The sequence below is a fragment of the Streptomyces sp. NPDC051913 genome (genome assembly GCF_044593635.1).
Lineage (GTDB): Bacteria > Actinomycetota > Actinomycetes > Streptomycetales > Streptomycetaceae > Streptomyces.
Genome location: NZ_JBIUCI010000004.1, coordinates 631,250 through 645,343, shown reverse-complemented (window position 1 = coordinate 645,343; position 14,094 = coordinate 631,250). Strand labels below are relative to the sequence as shown.

Sequence of the window (14,094 nt, the reverse complement as noted above, 5' to 3'; positions counted from 1 at the left end):
CCCGTCCGCTTGATCACCGCTCACCCTATCCGTGACGCTGGAGGGACGACATGGTCGAGGGAAAGGTCCGGCAGTGATCAACATCCCGGAACACACGCTCAACGACGGCACACGCTTCCCTGCGATCGGCCTGGGCACCTGGCCCCTGGGCGACGCGGAGGCGGAACGCGCGGTGACCGCGGCCCTGGGCCTCGGCTACCGCCTGGTCGACACGGCGACGAACTACCGCAACGAGGCCGGTGTCGGTCTCGGTGTCGCCCGGGCCGGCGTGCCCCGCGAGGAGGTCGTGGTGACCACGAAGCTCCCGGGCCGCCACCACGGCTACGAGGAGACCCTGGCCTCCTTCGAGGAGTCCCGCCGCCGTCTCGGCCTGGACTACGTGGACCTGTATCTCATCCACTGGCCGCTGCCCCGCGTCGACAAGTACGTGGACTCCTGGCGGGCCATGATCAAGCTGCGGGAGGACGGTCTCGTACGGTCGATCGGGGTCTCCAACTTCACGCGCGAGCACATCGAGCGGCTGGAGAAGGAGACGGGCGTCCTTCCGTCCGTGAACCAGGTCGAGCTGCATCCGCACTTCCCGCAGGAGGAGCTGCGCGCCTTCCATGCCGCGAAGGGCGTCCTCACCGAGAGCTGGAGCCCGCTGGGCCGTGGCTCCGGCCTGCTGGACGACCCCGTGGTGATCAGCGTCGCCGAGGCGCACGGGGTGACTCCCGGCCAGGTGGTGTTGCGCTGGCACACCCAGCTCGGCGCGGTGCCGATCCCCAAGTCGGCCGACCCCGAGCGGCAGCGCGCGAACCTCGACGTCTTCGGCTTCGAGCTGAGCCCCGGCCAGCTGGCGGCGATCGCGGACCGGGGCCACCGGCGGATGGGCGGGGACCCGCAGACGCACGAGGAGTTCTGAGCGGGCCGGTACTACAAGTGAGGCTTTGTTGAAGGCGCCCCCGGCTCCCGGTCCCTGCCTCTATGGTCGCTGCGGTACCTCGCCGATCGTTCGTTCGAGACTCTGGAGGGCCCGTATGCGCACTTCACTCCGCGTCGGCATCGCCGGGGCGGTGGCCGTGGCCACCGTCCTCACCGGTGGCACCGCCCGGGCGACACCGCCGGGTCCCGGGGTCACCGCGAAGCTGATCAGCCAGAAGACCGTGGGCGACACGGACTACGTCGTCCGTGAGATCACCGTTCCGCCCGGCCAGGCCACCGGCTGGCACTACCACGACGGCCCGCTCCACGCCGTCGTGCGGCAGGGCACGCTGAGCCACTTCGACTCCGACTGCGCGTCGGACGGCGTGTACGCCAAGGGTGACTTCATCCAGGAGCCGGCCGGTCCGGACCATGTGCACATCGGGCGCAACCTCGGGGACACCCCGCTCGTCCTGGACGTGCTGTACGTGCTGCCGCACGGCTCGCCGTTCTCCGAGGACGCGCCCAACCCCGGCTGCCCCTTCGCATAGCGGACCTCGCGCAGCGGACCCGGGCCGTCAGTCCGGGGTCAGTGACTGTTCGGCCCAGATCGTCTTGCCGGAGCCGGTCTGCCGGCTGCCCCAGCGCTGGGTGAGCTGGGCGACGAGGAGCAGTCCGCGGCCGCCCTCGTCGTAGGCGTGGGCGCGCCGCAGATGCGGTGAGGTGGAGCTGCCGTCGGAGACCTCGCAGATGAGGGTCCGGTCGCGGATCAGCCGGAGCTGGACGGGGGGTTCGCCGTACCGGATGGCGTTGGTGACCAGTTCACTGACGACGAGTTCGGTGACGAACGCGGCCTCGTCCAGTCCCCACGCGGTCAGCTGCTCGGTGGCGGCCTGCCGGGCCTGGGCCACGTGCGCCGGATCGGGCGGGATGTCCCAGGTGGCGACGCGGTCCGCGCCGAGCGCCCGGGTGCGGGCCAGCAGGAGGGCCACGTCGTCGCTGGGCTCCTCGGGCAGCACCGCCTTGAGGACGGTGTCGCACAGGGCGTCGAGGGAGCTGGCGGGCGCGGTCAGGGCCCGGCACAGTTCGCTTGTCGCGTGGTCGATGTCGCGGTCGCGGTCCTCCACGAGGCCGTCGGTGTAGAGGGCGACGATCGCGCCCTCGGGGAGCTCCACCTCGGTGGCCTCGAAGGGCAGGCCACCGACGCCGAGCGGGGGTCCCGCGGTCATGGGGACGCATTGCGAGGTGCCGTCGGGCAGCACGAGGGCGGGCGGCGGATGACCTGCGGCGGCGAAGTTGAGGCGCCGCGAGACCGGGTCGTAGACGGCGTAGAGGCAGGTGGCGCCCAGTTCCGCCACCTCGTCGTCGCCGTCGTAGGCGGCCAGGTGGGTGACCAGGTCGTCGAGGTGGGTGAGGAGTTCGTCGGGCGGCAGGTCGACGTCGGCGAGGGTGCGGACGGCGGTGCACAGCCGTCCCATGGTCGCCGAGGAGGAGATGCCGTGGCCGACCACGTCACCGACCACGAGGGCGACGCGGCTGCCGGACAGTGGGATGACGTCGAACCAGTCGCCGCCGATGCCGGCGAGGGAGCCGGACGGCAGATAGCGGTGGGCGACCTCGACGGCGGCCTGCCCCGGCAGGCCCCGGGGCAGCAGGCTGTGCTGGAGGGCGAGCGCCGTGCTGCGTTCGCGGGCGAAGCGGCGGGAGTTGTCGACGCAGACGGCGGCCCGGCTGGCGAGTTCCTCGGCGAGGGCGGCGTCGTCCGGGACGTAGGGGTCGGAGTGGCCGATACGGATGGCGACGGCGACGCCGAGGGTGGTGCCCCGGGCCCGGAGCGGCACCGCGATCAGTGAGTGGGCGCCTTCCCGGTAGGGCTTGCCCTTCGGGGCGCGGGCGTTGCGTTCCCGCACCCAGCGGTCGAAGGAGGGCTCCCCGGCGCGGCTGAGTACGGCCCGGCCCTCCCGCATGGCCCGCGCGGGCGGCGAGTACGGCGGGTAGACGTCCGTGAAGCCCAGGTGCACGGCGGCCTCGGGGGTGCCCTCGGTCACCGAGCCGTGGGCGACCCGGCGCAGGACGAGGTCCTGGGGCAGCACGCTCGGGGGTTCGTCGGGGCCGAGCACCCATTCGAGGAGGTCGACGCTGGTGAAGTCGGCGAACCGCGGGATCACGAGCGAGACGAGTTCCTCGGCGGTGCGGACCACGTCCAGGGTGGTGCCGATGGCGTCCGCGGCCTCGTTGAGCAGGGCGAGGCGCTGCCGGGCCCAGTGCTGCTCGGTGCTGTCGAACGCCGCGAGGGCGACGCCGACGAGCTCGTCGAGGGCGTTGCGCACCGGCCACATCTCGATGTTCCAGGCGTGGAAGCGGCTGCCGGAGGGGGCGCGGGTGTAGCTCTCGTAGTGGATGGGCCGGCCGGTCTCGACGACGTGCCGCAGGTGCCAGTTGAAGCCCCGGCTGTGCTCGGCCTCCTCCACGGTCTCGGGGAAGTAGCGGCCGAGCAGGGCCTCCTCGGGGACGCCCATCACCTGGCAGGCGACCTCGTTGAGCCGCAGATAGCGCTGGCCGGGGTCGAAGACCGACATGGACATGGATGCCTGCTGGAAGGCCTGTCCGGCCAGGGTGGGCTCGGCTCCGCCGGGCTGCTCGGCGGTGATCACGAATCCGCCGGGCGCCCCGTCCGGACCGAGGACCTCGCAGGCCCGCACCGGCAGGGTGACAGGCGTGCCGTCGCGGTGCCGCAGGACGACGGTGCCGACCCGGGCGGCGACGGTCTCGGGCGGCGGGTCCTCGGCGAGCAGCTCACGCACCGCCCGCCCCACGACCTCCTCGGCCGGGAGGCCGGTCAGTCGTCGGGCACCGTCGCTCCACCCCGTCACCGTGCCGTGGGCGTCGATGATCGCCGCGGCGGAGGCATGCTCCATATCGTCCAGGATGGTCCCTTTGCCGCACCGCATCAACCGCGGTACGGCCTCCCGGGCCCGGGCGTCACTTCCGCCGGGCCCGCAGGGCGGCGAGCGCCTTGTCGGCGTGGGTGTTCATCCGCAGCTCACTGCGGACGACCTCCAGGACGGTACGGTCCTCGGCGATGACGAAGGTCACCCGCTTGGTGGGCGCCAGCGAGAAGCCCCGGGCCACGCCGAACCGCTCCCGGATCGCCCCGTCCTGGTCGGACAGCAGCGGCATGCCGAGCGAGTGGGCGCCCGCGAACTCCTGCTGGCGTTCCACGGAGTCCCCGCTGATTCCGACGGGCCGGGCGCCGGCCGCGGCGAACTCGGCGGCGAGGTCACGGAAGTGGCAGGCCTCGGCGGTGCAGCCGGCGGTCAGCGCGGCCGGGTAGAAGAACAGCACGATCGGCCCGTCGGCCAGCAGCGAGGTCAGGGTGCGGGGCGTGCCGGTCTCGTCCGGCAGCTCGAAGTCCTCGATCGTGTCACCGACCGCTATCGCCTTGCTCATGCCGGGTCCTTTCCGTTGTTCGCGACGTTGCGTGCCCACAGCACGAGGGGGAGTTGCAGCGGCAGCCGTCCCAGGGCGGCGGCCTTCTGCGGAGCGGGCCGGTCGCGCCAGTCGACGGCCATCTTGACGTTGGCGGGGAACACTCCGACGAAGAACGCGGCCGTGGCCAGCGCGGCCGCGCGCCGGGTCCGCGGCAGCGCCACCCCGGCGGCCAGGGCCAGCTCCACGGCGCCGCTGGCGTACGTCCAGGTCCGCGGCGTGCCGGGAAGGGCGCTCGGGACGAGGGCGTCGAACTGGCGGGGGTTGGCGAAGTGGGCGACGCCCGCTGTGGCCAGCAGGCCGGCGAGCAGCAGGGGTGAGCGTGGGGACCGCGGCACGGTTCCTCCTTCGGGGGGCCTGCCGCGCGATATTACTGGACGGTACAAGCAGGTCGTACCGCGGCCTCTTCCCCTACCGGGAAAGCCGGTTGTGGGTCCCTGGCGTGTGGCCGAAGGAACGGCGGAAGACGTCGATGAAGGCGCTGGTGGAGGACCAGCCGCAGCGGTGGGCGACGGTCGTGACGGGCTGGTCGTCGGCCAGCATGCGCAGGGCGTGGTAGAGGCGGCACTGGGTGCGCCACTGAGGGAAGGTCATGCCGAACTCGGTGCGGAAGAGCCGGCTGAGGGTGCGTTCGCTCGCGCCGGTGGCGGCGCCGAGGGCGGCGAGGGTGCGCGGGTCGGCCGGGGCGGCGTGGAGGATCGCGCAGACGGCGGTCAGGCGCGGGTCGGTGGCGGTCGGCAGGCGCAGGGGCTGCTGGGGTGAGGCGCGGAGCTGGTCGCGCAGGACGGCGAGCAGACGCCGGCGTTCGGGGCCGTGGTCGTCGGGGTCGCGGGTGTAGGCGACGATCAGCTCGCGCAGCAGCGGGCCGACGGCGAGGACCGTGGGGGCGTCCAGGCCGAGCGGGTTGTCGTCGGCGGGCAGGCCGACCAGGTGGAGGTGGAGCTGCCCGTGGGCGCGGTGTGCGTGGACGGTGCCCGCGGGGACCCAGATGGCCCGGTTGCCGGGCGCGAACCACGTACCGGCGTCGGTGGTGACCGCCAGGACTCCAGACCCCGCGTAGACGATCTGGTGGTCGTCGTGCCGGTGGGCGTCGATGCGTTCGCCGGCGAGGAGGCTCTGCGCCCGGGTCGGCGCCTGGGGGGTGTGGCGGATGTCCGGCACAAGTAGGCAGTTTATCGAAAGCGCGCCATGGCCCGGGGTCGGGACGATCGACTCATGACCGCGATACGCCATCTCTCGCTGGGGCACGCCTGCGTCGACGTCTACCAGGGTGCCGTCGCCGCCCTGGTGCCGTACTGCGTCGCCGAGCGCGCCTACGGCTACGCCGCCGCCTCGGGCGTCGTCCTCGCCGCGTCCTTGCTGTCGTCGGTGGTGCAGCCGCTGTTCGGGGCGCTCACCGACCGGTGGGCGCTGCCGTGGCTGCTGCCGCTGAGCACGCTGACAAGCGGGGCCGGGGTGGCGCTGAGCGGGGTCACCGACTCGTACGGGCTGACGCTGGCCGCAGTGGCCGTGTCGGGCGTCGGGGTGGCCGCCTACCATCCGGAGGCCGCGCGTGCGGCCCGTGCCGCCGCGCGGGGCAGTCACACGGCGATGGGCTGGTTCGCGCTGGGCGGCAACGTCGGCTTCGCGGCGGCGCCGCTGCTGGTGATGGCGGTGGTCGCCACGGGCGGTCTGCACGCCACTCCGCTGCTGCTCGCGCCCGCCCTGGTGGGCGCGGTCCTGTGCGCGGTGGCGGTGCGCGATGCGGGCGACCGCGCGGGAACGGCCGGTGGCCCTGTCGGTTCCGATGGCGACGACTGGCCGTCGTTCCTGCGGCTGTCGGGGGCGATCGTCTGCCGGTCGGTGGTCTTCGTCGGGCTGAGCGCCTTCGTCTCGCTCTACGTCCGTCAGCGCACCGGGGGCGGGGACGCGGCGGGCACGGCCGCGCTGTGCGTGCTCTACGCGGGCGGGGCCTTCGGCACGGTGCTCGGGGGACGGCTGGCGGAGCGGTACGGGCGGCTGACGGTGGTGCGGCGGTCGTACGTCCTCGCGGTGCCGGCCGTCGCGGGGGTGGTGCTGGTGCCCGGGCCGGGCGTCTATCTGTTCCTCGGGCTCGCGTCGGCCGGGTTGTACGTGCCGTTCTCGCTGCACGTCACGCTCGGCCAGGACTATCTGCCGCGGCGCGTCGGTACCGCGAGCGGGGTCACGCTCGGGCTGACCGTGAGCGTGGGCGGGCTCGCCGCCCCGGCGGTGGGCGCGCTCGCCGACGCGACGTCCCTCCAGCTCGCGCTCGCCCCGCTCATCGCGCTGCCCCTCGTGGGCCGGCTCCTGCTGTGCGGACTGCGGGAGCCGGACCCGAGGGTTCAGGTCGTGCCGGCCGGCTCCGTCTCCTCGTCGACGGCGTAGGCCAGGAAGTCGTCGACCATGCGGTGGAACAGCGTGGCGAGCTGGCCCAGCTCCTCCGGCGACCACTGCGACAGCGCGAGCATCATGCCGCGCGCGCCCGCGTCCCGGACCCGGTCGACGGCCTGCCGGCCGGCGTCGGTGAGCTCGATGCGCTGGGCGCGCCGGTCGTCGGGGTCGGGGACCCGGGTGACGTAGCCGGACTTCTGGAGCTGCTGCACCGTGCGCGTCACGTGCGAGGCCTCCACACCCAGCCGGTTGGCCAGCTCCCCCGGGCGCAGCGGCTCGGAGTCGGCGACCTGCCGCAGCAGCGCCACGGCGGCCCGGTCCAGCGGCACCCCGGCCAGGGCCATGAGCCGCTCGTGCTGCCGGGCGCGGGTGCTCAGGTACGTGATGCGGTTCAGCGCCCGCTCGATCTCGGTCACCTGCGGGGACACGGGGCCGACGGGGATCTCGGGCAGCGGTGGTGTGGCCATGGAAGCCACTTTACCATCTTGTTGCGTAACTCAAGTAAAATACTGCGTGCGTGTACCCGCTCTCCTCCTCAGGGACGACTACGGACGTACGACGGAACGGTCGCCGGGGCTCACGCTCTCGTACCACCCCGCCCCGGTCGCGACGGCCTGCCGCCACCCCCGGATCGCCTTCGGCGGCATGCCCACGGCCAGCGCCCCGCTCACCCGCTCACCCGTGCGGTACACGGCGACGAACCGCCGCTCGGCCAACGCCCCCTCCACCACGGCGACTTCGTCATGGCCGCGCAGGAATCCGTACGCCTGCACCTTCATGTCGTACTGGTCGGACCAGAAGTACGGCACCGGCGCGAACGGCCTGCGCGCCTCGGGGGCGAGGAGGTTGCGGGCCACGGTCATGCCCATCTCGGCCGCGTTGGTCCGGTGCTCGATCCTCATCGACGCCGCGAACAGCGGGTTGTACCAGCGGGCCACATCACCCGCCGCGTACACGTTCCGGGCCGCCTCGCCGTACGCGTCGCAGACCACGCCGTCACCGACGGCCAGGCCGCTGCCGTCGAGCCACGCGGTGTTGGGCACCGAGCCGATCGCCACCAACACCTCGTCCGCCTCGACGACTTCACCGCTCGCGAGGAGCACCCCGTCCTCGGTCACCTCGGTGACGGCGGCCCCGCACCGCAGGTCCACACCCTCGTCCCGGTGCACCCGGGCCAGCATCCGCCCGACCTCGGCACCGACGGCATGGGCCAGCGGCACCGGGGCGGGTTCGAGGAGGGTCACCTCGGCCCCGAGGCGCCGGGCCGTCGCGGCGGCCTCCGCCCCGAGGAACCCGGCACCGACGACGACCAGCCGGCGCCCCCGGCCGAGGCTGTCCCGCAGGGTCAGCGCGTCGTCCAGGGTGCGCAGCACATGCGCGCCCTCGCCCGGGAGCCGGCGCGGCCGGACTCCGGTGGCGAGGATCAGTCCGTCGTACGGCAGCGCCGTCCCGTCGGCCAACCGGACCGTGCGCTCGGCGAGTTGGAGGCCGGTCGCGGCGACGCCGAGGCGCAGGTCGAGGTCGAGGGCGGTGAGATCGGCGGGCGTGCGCAGGGGCAGCCGGTCCGGCCGCCATTGCCCGGACAGGATCTGCTTGGACAGGGGCGGGCGGTCGTACGGGGCGAGCGGTTCGTCGCCCACGAGGGTGAGCGGGCCCCCGTGGCCCTCGCGGCGGAGCGTCTCGGCGGCGGCGAGTCCGGCGGCCGAGGCGCCCACGACCACGATCCGGTTCAGCGGGCCGGGTCGGCTCACCGCTCGACCAGTCGGATCGCGGCGGCCGGGCAGACCGCGATCGCTTCCTCGACGTCGTCGAGGAGTTCGGGCGCGGGCCTGTCCTCCAGGAGGATCGCGATGCCGTCGTCGTCCTGGTCGAAGACGTCCGTCGCGGCGAGGACGCACTGCCCCGAGGCGACGCACTTGTCGGCTTCCAGTTCCACCTTCATATCTTTCCTCTTCCTCACATGTGCTTCGTCGTTGCTCGCGGGACGGTCGACCGTCACCAGGCGACAGGCAGTTCGTGCACGCCGTAGATGAACGCGTCGTCCTTGAAGCGCACGTCCTCCAGGGAGCAGGCGAGCTTCAGCGTGGGGATACGGCGGTAGAGGGTGCCGTAGACGACCTGGAGTTCCATGCGGGCCAGCGGCTGGCCGAGGCACTGGTGGACGCCGAAGCCGAAGGCGACGTGGCGGCGGGCGTCGCGGGTGAGGTCGAGGCGGTCGGGGTCGGGGAAGACCTCGGGGTCGCGGTTGGCGATCTCGTTGGCCATGATGACGCCCTCGCCGGCCCGGACGACCTGGCCGCCGATCTCGATGTCCTCGGTGACCGCGCGGCGCCGGCCCAGGTGGGTGATGTGGAGATAGCGCAGCAGTTCCTCGACGGCCGAGGCGACGAGCTTCGGGTCGTCGGTCTCGCGCAACAGGGCGAGCTGGTCGGGGTGTTCGAGGAGGGCGAGGGTACCGAGGGCGATCATGTTCGCCGTCGTCTCGTGGCCCGCGATGAGCAGGAGCAGGGCCATCTCGGTGGCCTGCCGGTGGTCGATCTCCCCGGCGGTGACACGGCCCGCGATGCTCGACAGCAGGTCGTCCCGGGGGTCCGCGATCCGCTTCCCGAGGAGCTCGGTGAGATAGCCGGCCACCTCTCGGCTCGCCGCGCCCCGTTCCGCCGGGGTGGCGGTCGTACGGACCATGGTCTTGGTGCTGTCCTGGAAGAACGCGTGGTCGTCGTAGGGCACGCCGAGCAGTTCGCAGATGACCAGGGAGGGAAGGGGCAGGGCGAACGCCTCCACCAGGTCCACGGGTCCCGACCGAGCCAGCATGTCGTCGATCAGTCCGTCGACGATCCGCTGCACGGCCGGGCGCAGCGCCTCGACCTTCTTGATGGCGAACGGGGCCGTCACCATCCGGCGCAGCCGGGCGTGTTCGGGGTCGTCCATCATGATGAAGCTGAGCTTGCCCTCGCCCGCGTCGGGCGAGGCCTTGGTGGGGTAGCCGGGCCGGTCGGGGTCCGCGCTGACCCGGGCGTCGGCGAGGACGGCGCGCTGTTCGGCGTAGCGGGTCACGAGCCATGGCTCGCTGCCGTCCCACAACCGCACCCGCGTCAGGGGCGCTTCCCGCTGCAACTCCTTGAGGGCGGGCGGCGGGTCGAAGGGGCAGCGGGCCGCGCGGGGCATCGGGAACTCGGGGGTGGTGTCCGGCTCCTGGGACACGGGGACGGCCAGGATGTCGGCCATGGTTCTCCTCGGTGGTGGGGGGCTCCGCGAGCGGAGCGCCGGGGGGAAGGGGTCGAGGCCTCGATGCACAGGCAAACAGAGGCGGCTGACGCCTTCCGGTCAGATGCCTGACGGCTTCCTGACGTGACCCGGCTCACATACCGAGAAGTGTTCGCTCAGCGTTCCGGGGTCACGGGAGCCAGCCACAGCCCGATGATCGCGTCGGCCAGACCGGAGGCGGCCTCCTGCCAACTGGCGCGCGGTGTGGGGCTGTTGTCGGCCAGGGCACGCTCGCGCTCGGCGGAGACGTGCAGGATGAGATGGCGGGCCATCTCTCCGCGTTCGGCGCGGACTTCGACCGGCAGTTCGGGCAGACAGCGCCGCAGCCCCTCGACGATCTGCCGCAGGGACGGCGAGGAGAGGGACTCCTCGACCATGATCTCGTGCAGGGCCGGGTCGGTCACGATCTGGGCGCAGAACCTCGCGTACCAGGTGGGGCTGCCGAGGGCCGCCAGGTGTTCGGGGACCGGACGCACCAGACAGTCCACCCAGTCCCGTACGTCCGTGGAGTCGCCGATGCCGGCCAGCAGCCGGACCCGGATCTCCTCGATCCGGGCCGCGTGTTTGCGGATGATGGCGCGGACCAGGTCGGCCTTGGTGCCGAAGTGGTAGCCGACGGCGGCGTTGTTGCCCTGTCCGGCGGCCTCGCTGACCTGACGGTTGGACACGGCGTAGACACCGCGCTCGGCGAACAGCCGCTCGGCCGCCGTCAGGATCAGCTCCCGGGTCGCGCTGACCTGCTCCGCCCGTACCGCCCTGCCTGCCGCCATCGTCGCCTTCCGTCCAATGTCCCGTGATGCTGCCGCCCCGAGGACGGAAGCCTACGCAACCGCACGTCAGGGGCGCCTCAACGGTCCCGCGTCCGCAGCAGGCTGACCCCGGCCCCCAGCGACACGACGCCCATGCCGACACCGGTCAGGACGGCCTGCCCACCGCTCACGACGAAGGGGGCCGCCGCGGCGACGGCGAGGTTGAACACGAACAGGAACCAGAGCACGGGACGCGAGGAGAGCAGAGGCTTCATCGGGGTGTCCTTCCGGGACGGTGAACGGTGTCGGCCTTGTGGCGTCCACGATTCCGGCGCGTGATCACCATGACGAGGGTGTGCGCTCCCGGACGGTGGTGCAGCGGACTACACCCCCGTGCCGCCCGTGCTACCCGGGAACGACCGGCACGGGGGCGCGTACTGCGTACTCAGTAGCGGGATGGTCGGCAGGCGGACGACGACGTGCGCGGCTCCGGCCGGAAGACTGGAGCGCGGGCGACCGCGCGTCCGGCTCTTCTCCGCCCGAAGAGGGGCGCCCGGCACCGCCGGCCCCCGAGAGGGTCGCCCGACACGGGCGGCCCTCACCCGTCGTTACCGGCGGGCATCGCCGACCATGTCCTGAGGACCCCGAGCGGAGAGCGCGATGAGCATCCCCTGGCAGCGTTACGCGGACGAGCACACCCGCACCGTCGACACGATGACGGCCGCGCTGCTGTTCGCGTGCTTCCTGCTCGGCAGCGAGATCCACTTCCCGCACGAGAACCCGCCGGACGCGGTCGGGCCCACCCTCGCCCTGGCCGCCCTCGCCTGCGGCTCCCTGTTCTGGCAGCGCGGCCGTCCACGGACGGTCGTCGCCGTCACCGCCCTGTGCACCGCCGGGGCCGGCGCCCTCGGGCACCTCCTCACGCCCCTGATCATGGGCCCGCTCATCATCGCTCTCTACCGGCTGGCCCTGGGCACCGACCGCCGGACCACCCGGTTCGCCTTCTTCGGCGCGCTCACCCTGCTGGCCGTCACGGCGTTCCTCGCCGATCCGGTCGGCCATCCGTGGCCGCTGAAGACGATCGGCCCCGCCGCCTGGCTGCTGCTGCCGGTCGCCGTCGGCACCGCGGTCCGGCTCCGGGACGCCTACGTCGAGGCCGTTCAGGCCCGCGCCGAGTACGCCGAGCAGAGCCGGGAGAAGGAGGCCCGGCACCGCGTCGCCGAGGAGCGCATGCGCATCGCCCGAGAGCTGCACGACGTCGTCGCCCACCATCTGGCCCTGGCCAACGCCCAGGCCGGCACGGCCGCCCATCTGGCGCACACCCACCCCGAGCAGATGCGCCGGATCCTCAGCGAACTCTCCGGGACGACCTCCTCGGCGCTGCGCGAGATGAAGGCGACCGTGGGCCTGCTGCGCCAGACGGACGACCCCGACCTGCCGCTCGCGCCGAGTCCGGGCCTCGGTCAACTCGCCGACCTGACCGACTCGTTCGAGACGGCCGGGCTGTCCGTCGAGGTCGCCGTCGAGGGGGTGCCGCGACCGCTGTCGCCCGGCGTGGACCTGACGGCGTACCGGATCGTGCAGGAGGCGCTGACGAACGTCACCAAACACGCCGCGGCCGGGGCGGCCCGGGTGCGTCTGCGCTACGCCGTCGACCATCTGACGCTCACCGTCACCGACGACGGCACCGCGGCCGTCCCCACCTCCGCGGGTCAGGGCTTCGGCCTGATCGGCATGCGGGAGCGGGCCAGGTCCGTCGGCGGCGCTCTCGACGCAGGTCACCGCGTCGAGGGCGGCTTCGAGGTGACCACCCGTCTGCCGCTCTACCCCACCGCACCCACCGCACCGGAACCGGAAGATCGGAACCCATGACCATCCGTGTACTGCTCGCCGACGACCAGGCCCTGCTGCGGGCCACCTTCCGGATCCTGATCGACTCCTGCGACGACATGAAGGTGGTGGCCGAGGCCGCCGACGGCGAGGAGGCCGTCGCCCTGGCCCGCACCCACCGTCCCGACCTGGTCCTGATGGACATCCGGATGCCGGGCACCGACGGCCTCGCCGCCACCTCCGCCATCTGCGCCGACCCGGACCTCGCGGACACCCGGGTACTGATCCTCACCACGTTCGAGATCGACGAGTACGTCGCGGAGGCGCTGCGGGCCGGGGCGAGCGGCTTTCTCGGCAAGGACGTCACCGCGGACGCGCTGCTGGCGGGCGTGCGGACCGTGGCGGCGGGCGATTCGCTGCTCTCCCCGCTCGCCACCCGTACCGTGATCACCCGGTTCCTGGCCGCTCCGGCGAAGGGCGTCCGGCCGGCGGTGCCGGAGGACCTGGCGGCGCTGACCGCCCGGGAGCGCGAGGTGATGGCATGGGTGGCCGAGGGGTGCTCCAACGAGGAGATCGCCGGGAAGCTGGTCGTCAGCCCGCTGACCGTACGCACGCATGTGCACCGGGCCATGACGAAACTGGGCGCCCGGGACCGCGCGCAGCTCGTCGTCATCGCCTACCAGTCGGGGCTGGTGCAGGCCTCGCCGCGCGGCTGACTCAGCCGTCGGCGAGGGTGTCCAGCCACTGCTGGAGCAGGGCCGACTCCGCCCCGGTGAAGGTCTGCGGCGGGTCGGCGCGCAGCCGGGCCCCGAGCGTGGCGGCGACGACGGGCACCCCGTCCGCCGGCTGCGGCGCGGCGGCGCGGGTCAGCGAGTCGATCACCGCGTCGCGCAGCCGTGCCGCGAAGCCGGGGTCCGGGTACTGCTCCGGCCTGGTGAGCATCGACAGGGCCGCCCCGACGTTGGCCGACATGATCACCTGCGTGGCCACGGCGGGCGGCACGGTGAGGCGTCCGGCCGCCGCGCAGCGTTCGAGGATCGCGTGCAGCAGGGCGTGGGCCTCGCGTGCCGCGGCGGGCGGGACGGTCAGCTCGGGCGAGTACATCAGGCGGTAGTGGTGGGGGTGCTCCAGCGCGAAGCGCAGATGGTTGTCCCAGCCGCTCCTGAGGTCCGCGACCGGGTCGTCGCCGGGGCGGGCGGCCCGCTTGGAGGCGAGGTACTGCTCGAATCCCCGGTCCACCACGGCGGCCAGCAGTCCGGCCTTGTCGCCGAAGAGCCGGTAGAGCATCGGTGCCCCGACCCCGGCCGCCTCGCACACGGCCCGCGTCGAGACCTCGGCGGCCGGCGCCTCGGCCAGCAGTCGCGCGGCGGCTTCCAGGATCTTTTCCCTCGCGTCCATGGGTGCACGGTACGACATTCGTAGCGCCGATACGAAGAGGGAATAGCATCGCTACGGCCCTGTGTTA

Annotated in this window: 16 protein-coding genes; 5 read left to right on the top strand and 11 right to left on the bottom strand. The window is 73.0% G+C overall.

Translation table 11 applies throughout. The annotated features are described in order from the left end of the window. Positions 1-73: 73 nt before the first annotated feature. Together ACIHIX_RS15500 and ACIHIX_RS15495 are read left to right on the top strand one after the other, a co-directional pair. The gene (locus tag ACIHIX_RS15500; RefSeq protein ID WP_399955259.1) at positions 74-904 is read left to right on the top strand and encodes an aldo/keto reductase; all 831 of its coding nucleotides are present in this window, start codon (positions 74-76) and stop codon (positions 902-904) included. A gap of 115 nt (positions 905-1,019) precedes the next feature. After that, positions 1,020-1,454, top strand: coding sequence for a cupin domain-containing protein (locus ACIHIX_RS15495; RefSeq protein ID WP_399955256.1), 435 nt, complete (start codon positions 1,020-1,022; stop codon positions 1,452-1,454). Between the two features lie 27 nt (positions 1,455-1,481). On the opposite strand, the gene ACIHIX_RS15490 is transcribed toward ACIHIX_RS15495, so the two are convergent. The 4 genes from ACIHIX_RS15490 to ACIHIX_RS15475 form a co-directional block, all read right to left on the bottom strand. Then, positions 1,482-3,821 (bottom strand): SpoIIE family protein phosphatase, encoded by a 2,340-nt coding sequence (locus tag ACIHIX_RS15490; RefSeq protein ID WP_399955252.1) that lies wholly within the window; start codon positions 3,819-3,821, stop codon positions 1,482-1,484. Positions 3,822-3,885: 64 nt separating this feature from the next. Further along, positions 3,886-4,353 carry a peroxiredoxin gene (locus ACIHIX_RS15485; RefSeq protein WP_399955249.1) on the bottom strand — a complete coding sequence of 156 codons (468 nt, stop codon included), beginning with the start codon at positions 4,351-4,353 and terminating at the stop codon, positions 3,886-3,888. Next, on the bottom strand, positions 4,350-4,730 hold the full coding sequence (locus tag ACIHIX_RS15480) for a MauE/DoxX family redox-associated membrane protein (protein ID WP_399955246.1): 381 nt from the start codon (positions 4,728-4,730) through the stop codon (positions 4,350-4,352). The genes ACIHIX_RS15485 and ACIHIX_RS15480 overlap by 4 nt, the downstream gene beginning before the upstream one ends. A gap of 73 nt (positions 4,731-4,803) precedes the next feature. Continuing rightward, the gene (locus tag ACIHIX_RS15475; protein WP_399955243.1) at positions 4,804-5,553 is read right to left on the bottom strand and encodes an AraC family transcriptional regulator; all 750 of its coding nucleotides are present in this window, start codon (positions 5,551-5,553) and stop codon (positions 4,804-4,806) included. Between the two features lie 54 nt (positions 5,554-5,607). Here ACIHIX_RS15475 and ACIHIX_RS15470 point away from each other — a divergent pair, with 54 nt between their 5' ends. After that, complete coding sequence (locus ACIHIX_RS15470; protein WP_399955240.1) at positions 5,608-6,777, top strand: MFS transporter; 1,170 nt, start codon at positions 5,608-5,610, stop codon at positions 6,775-6,777. On the opposite strand, the gene ACIHIX_RS15465 is transcribed toward ACIHIX_RS15470, so the two are convergent. The 6 genes from ACIHIX_RS15465 to ACIHIX_RS15440 form a co-directional block, all read right to left on the bottom strand. After that, positions 6,735-7,250 carry a MarR family winged helix-turn-helix transcriptional regulator gene (locus tag ACIHIX_RS15465; RefSeq protein ID WP_399955237.1) on the bottom strand — a complete coding sequence of 172 codons (516 nt, stop codon included), beginning with the start codon at positions 7,248-7,250 and terminating at the stop codon, positions 6,735-6,737. The two genes, ACIHIX_RS15470 and ACIHIX_RS15465, sit on opposite strands and share 43 nt — an antisense overlap. Before the next feature lie 78 nt (positions 7,251-7,328). Continuing rightward, complete coding sequence (locus ACIHIX_RS15460) at positions 7,329-8,516, bottom strand: NAD(P)/FAD-dependent oxidoreductase (RefSeq protein WP_399955626.1); 1,188 nt, start codon at positions 8,514-8,516, stop codon at positions 7,329-7,331. 14 nt (positions 8,517-8,530) lie between these two features. After that, on the bottom strand, positions 8,531-8,725 hold the full coding sequence (locus ACIHIX_RS15455) for a ferredoxin (protein ID WP_399955234.1): 195 nt from the start codon (positions 8,723-8,725) through the stop codon (positions 8,531-8,533). Positions 8,726-8,778: 53 nt separating this feature from the next. Further along, entirely contained in the window at positions 8,779-10,011 is a 1,233-nt protein-coding gene (locus tag ACIHIX_RS15450) for a cytochrome P450 (protein ID WP_399955232.1), read from the bottom strand. Positions 10,012-10,166: 155 nt separating this feature from the next. Then, a complete protein-coding gene (locus ACIHIX_RS15445; protein ID WP_399955229.1) occupies positions 10,167-10,820 on the bottom strand; it encodes a TetR/AcrR family transcriptional regulator in 654 nt (217 codons plus the stop codon). A 77-nt stretch (positions 10,821-10,897) separates the two neighbouring features. Then, the gene (locus tag ACIHIX_RS15440) at positions 10,898-11,074 is read right to left on the bottom strand and encodes a hypothetical protein (protein WP_399955226.1); all 177 of its coding nucleotides are present in this window, start codon (positions 11,072-11,074) and stop codon (positions 10,898-10,900) included. Between the two features lie 385 nt (positions 11,075-11,459). Here ACIHIX_RS15440 and ACIHIX_RS15435 point away from each other — a divergent pair, with 385 nt between their 5' ends. Then, positions 11,460-12,671, top strand: a complete 1,212-nt coding sequence (locus tag ACIHIX_RS15435; protein ID WP_399955223.1) for a sensor histidine kinase — start codon at positions 11,460-11,462, stop codon at positions 12,669-12,671. Further along, positions 12,668-13,345, top strand: a complete 678-nt coding sequence (locus tag ACIHIX_RS15430) for a response regulator (RefSeq protein WP_399955220.1) — start codon at positions 12,668-12,670, stop codon at positions 13,343-13,345. The genes ACIHIX_RS15435 and ACIHIX_RS15430 overlap by 4 nt, the downstream gene beginning before the upstream one ends. Position 13,346: 1 nt before the next feature. Here the strand turns inward: ACIHIX_RS15430 and ACIHIX_RS15425 are convergent, their stop codons facing one another. After that, positions 13,347-14,027 carry a TetR/AcrR family transcriptional regulator gene (locus tag ACIHIX_RS15425; protein WP_399955217.1) on the bottom strand — a complete coding sequence of 227 codons (681 nt, stop codon included), beginning with the start codon at positions 14,025-14,027 and terminating at the stop codon, positions 13,347-13,349. Between the last annotated feature and the right edge of the window lie 67 nt (positions 14,028-14,094).

Excerpts from the sequence above, each read along its gene's own strand:
- ACIHIX_RS15425 (WP_399955217.1), bottom strand. The coding sequence starts at position 14,027 with ATGGACGCGAGGGAAAAGATCCTGGAAGCCGCCGCGCGACTGCTGGCC.
- ACIHIX_RS15495 (WP_399955256.1), top strand. The coding sequence starts at position 1,020 with ATGCGCACTTCACTCCGCGTCGGCATCGCCGGGGCGGTGGCCGTGGCC.
- ACIHIX_RS15470 (WP_399955240.1), top strand. The coding sequence starts at position 5,608 with ATGACCGCGATACGCCATCTCTCGCTGGGGCACGCCTGCGTCGACGTC.
- ACIHIX_RS15445 (WP_399955229.1), bottom strand. The coding sequence starts at position 10,820 with ATGGCGGCAGGCAGGGCGGTACGGGCGGAGCAGGTCAGCGCGACCCGG.
- ACIHIX_RS15490 (WP_399955252.1), bottom strand. The coding sequence starts at position 3,821 with ATGGAGCATGCCTCCGCCGCGGCGATCATCGACGCCCACGGCACGGTG.
- ACIHIX_RS15455 (WP_399955234.1), bottom strand. The coding sequence starts at position 8,725 with ATGAAGGTGGAACTGGAAGCCGACAAGTGCGTCGCCTCGGGGCAGTGC.
- ACIHIX_RS15450 (WP_399955232.1), bottom strand. The coding sequence starts at position 10,011 with ATGGCCGACATCCTGGCCGTCCCCGTGTCCCAGGAGCCGGACACCACC.
- ACIHIX_RS15440 (WP_399955226.1), bottom strand. The coding sequence starts at position 11,074 with ATGAAGCCTCTGCTCTCCTCGCGTCCCGTGCTCTGGTTCCTGTTCGTG.
- ACIHIX_RS15465 (WP_399955237.1), bottom strand. The coding sequence starts at position 7,250 with ATGGCCACACCACCGCTGCCCGAGATCCCCGTCGGCCCCGTGTCCCCG.
- ACIHIX_RS15435 (WP_399955223.1), top strand. The coding sequence starts at position 11,460 with ATGAGCATCCCCTGGCAGCGTTACGCGGACGAGCACACCCGCACCGTC.
- ACIHIX_RS15485 (WP_399955249.1), bottom strand. The coding sequence starts at position 4,353 with ATGAGCAAGGCGATAGCGGTCGGTGACACGATCGAGGACTTCGAGCTG.
- ACIHIX_RS15430 (WP_399955220.1), top strand. The coding sequence starts at position 12,668 with ATGACCATCCGTGTACTGCTCGCCGACGACCAGGCCCTGCTGCGGGCC.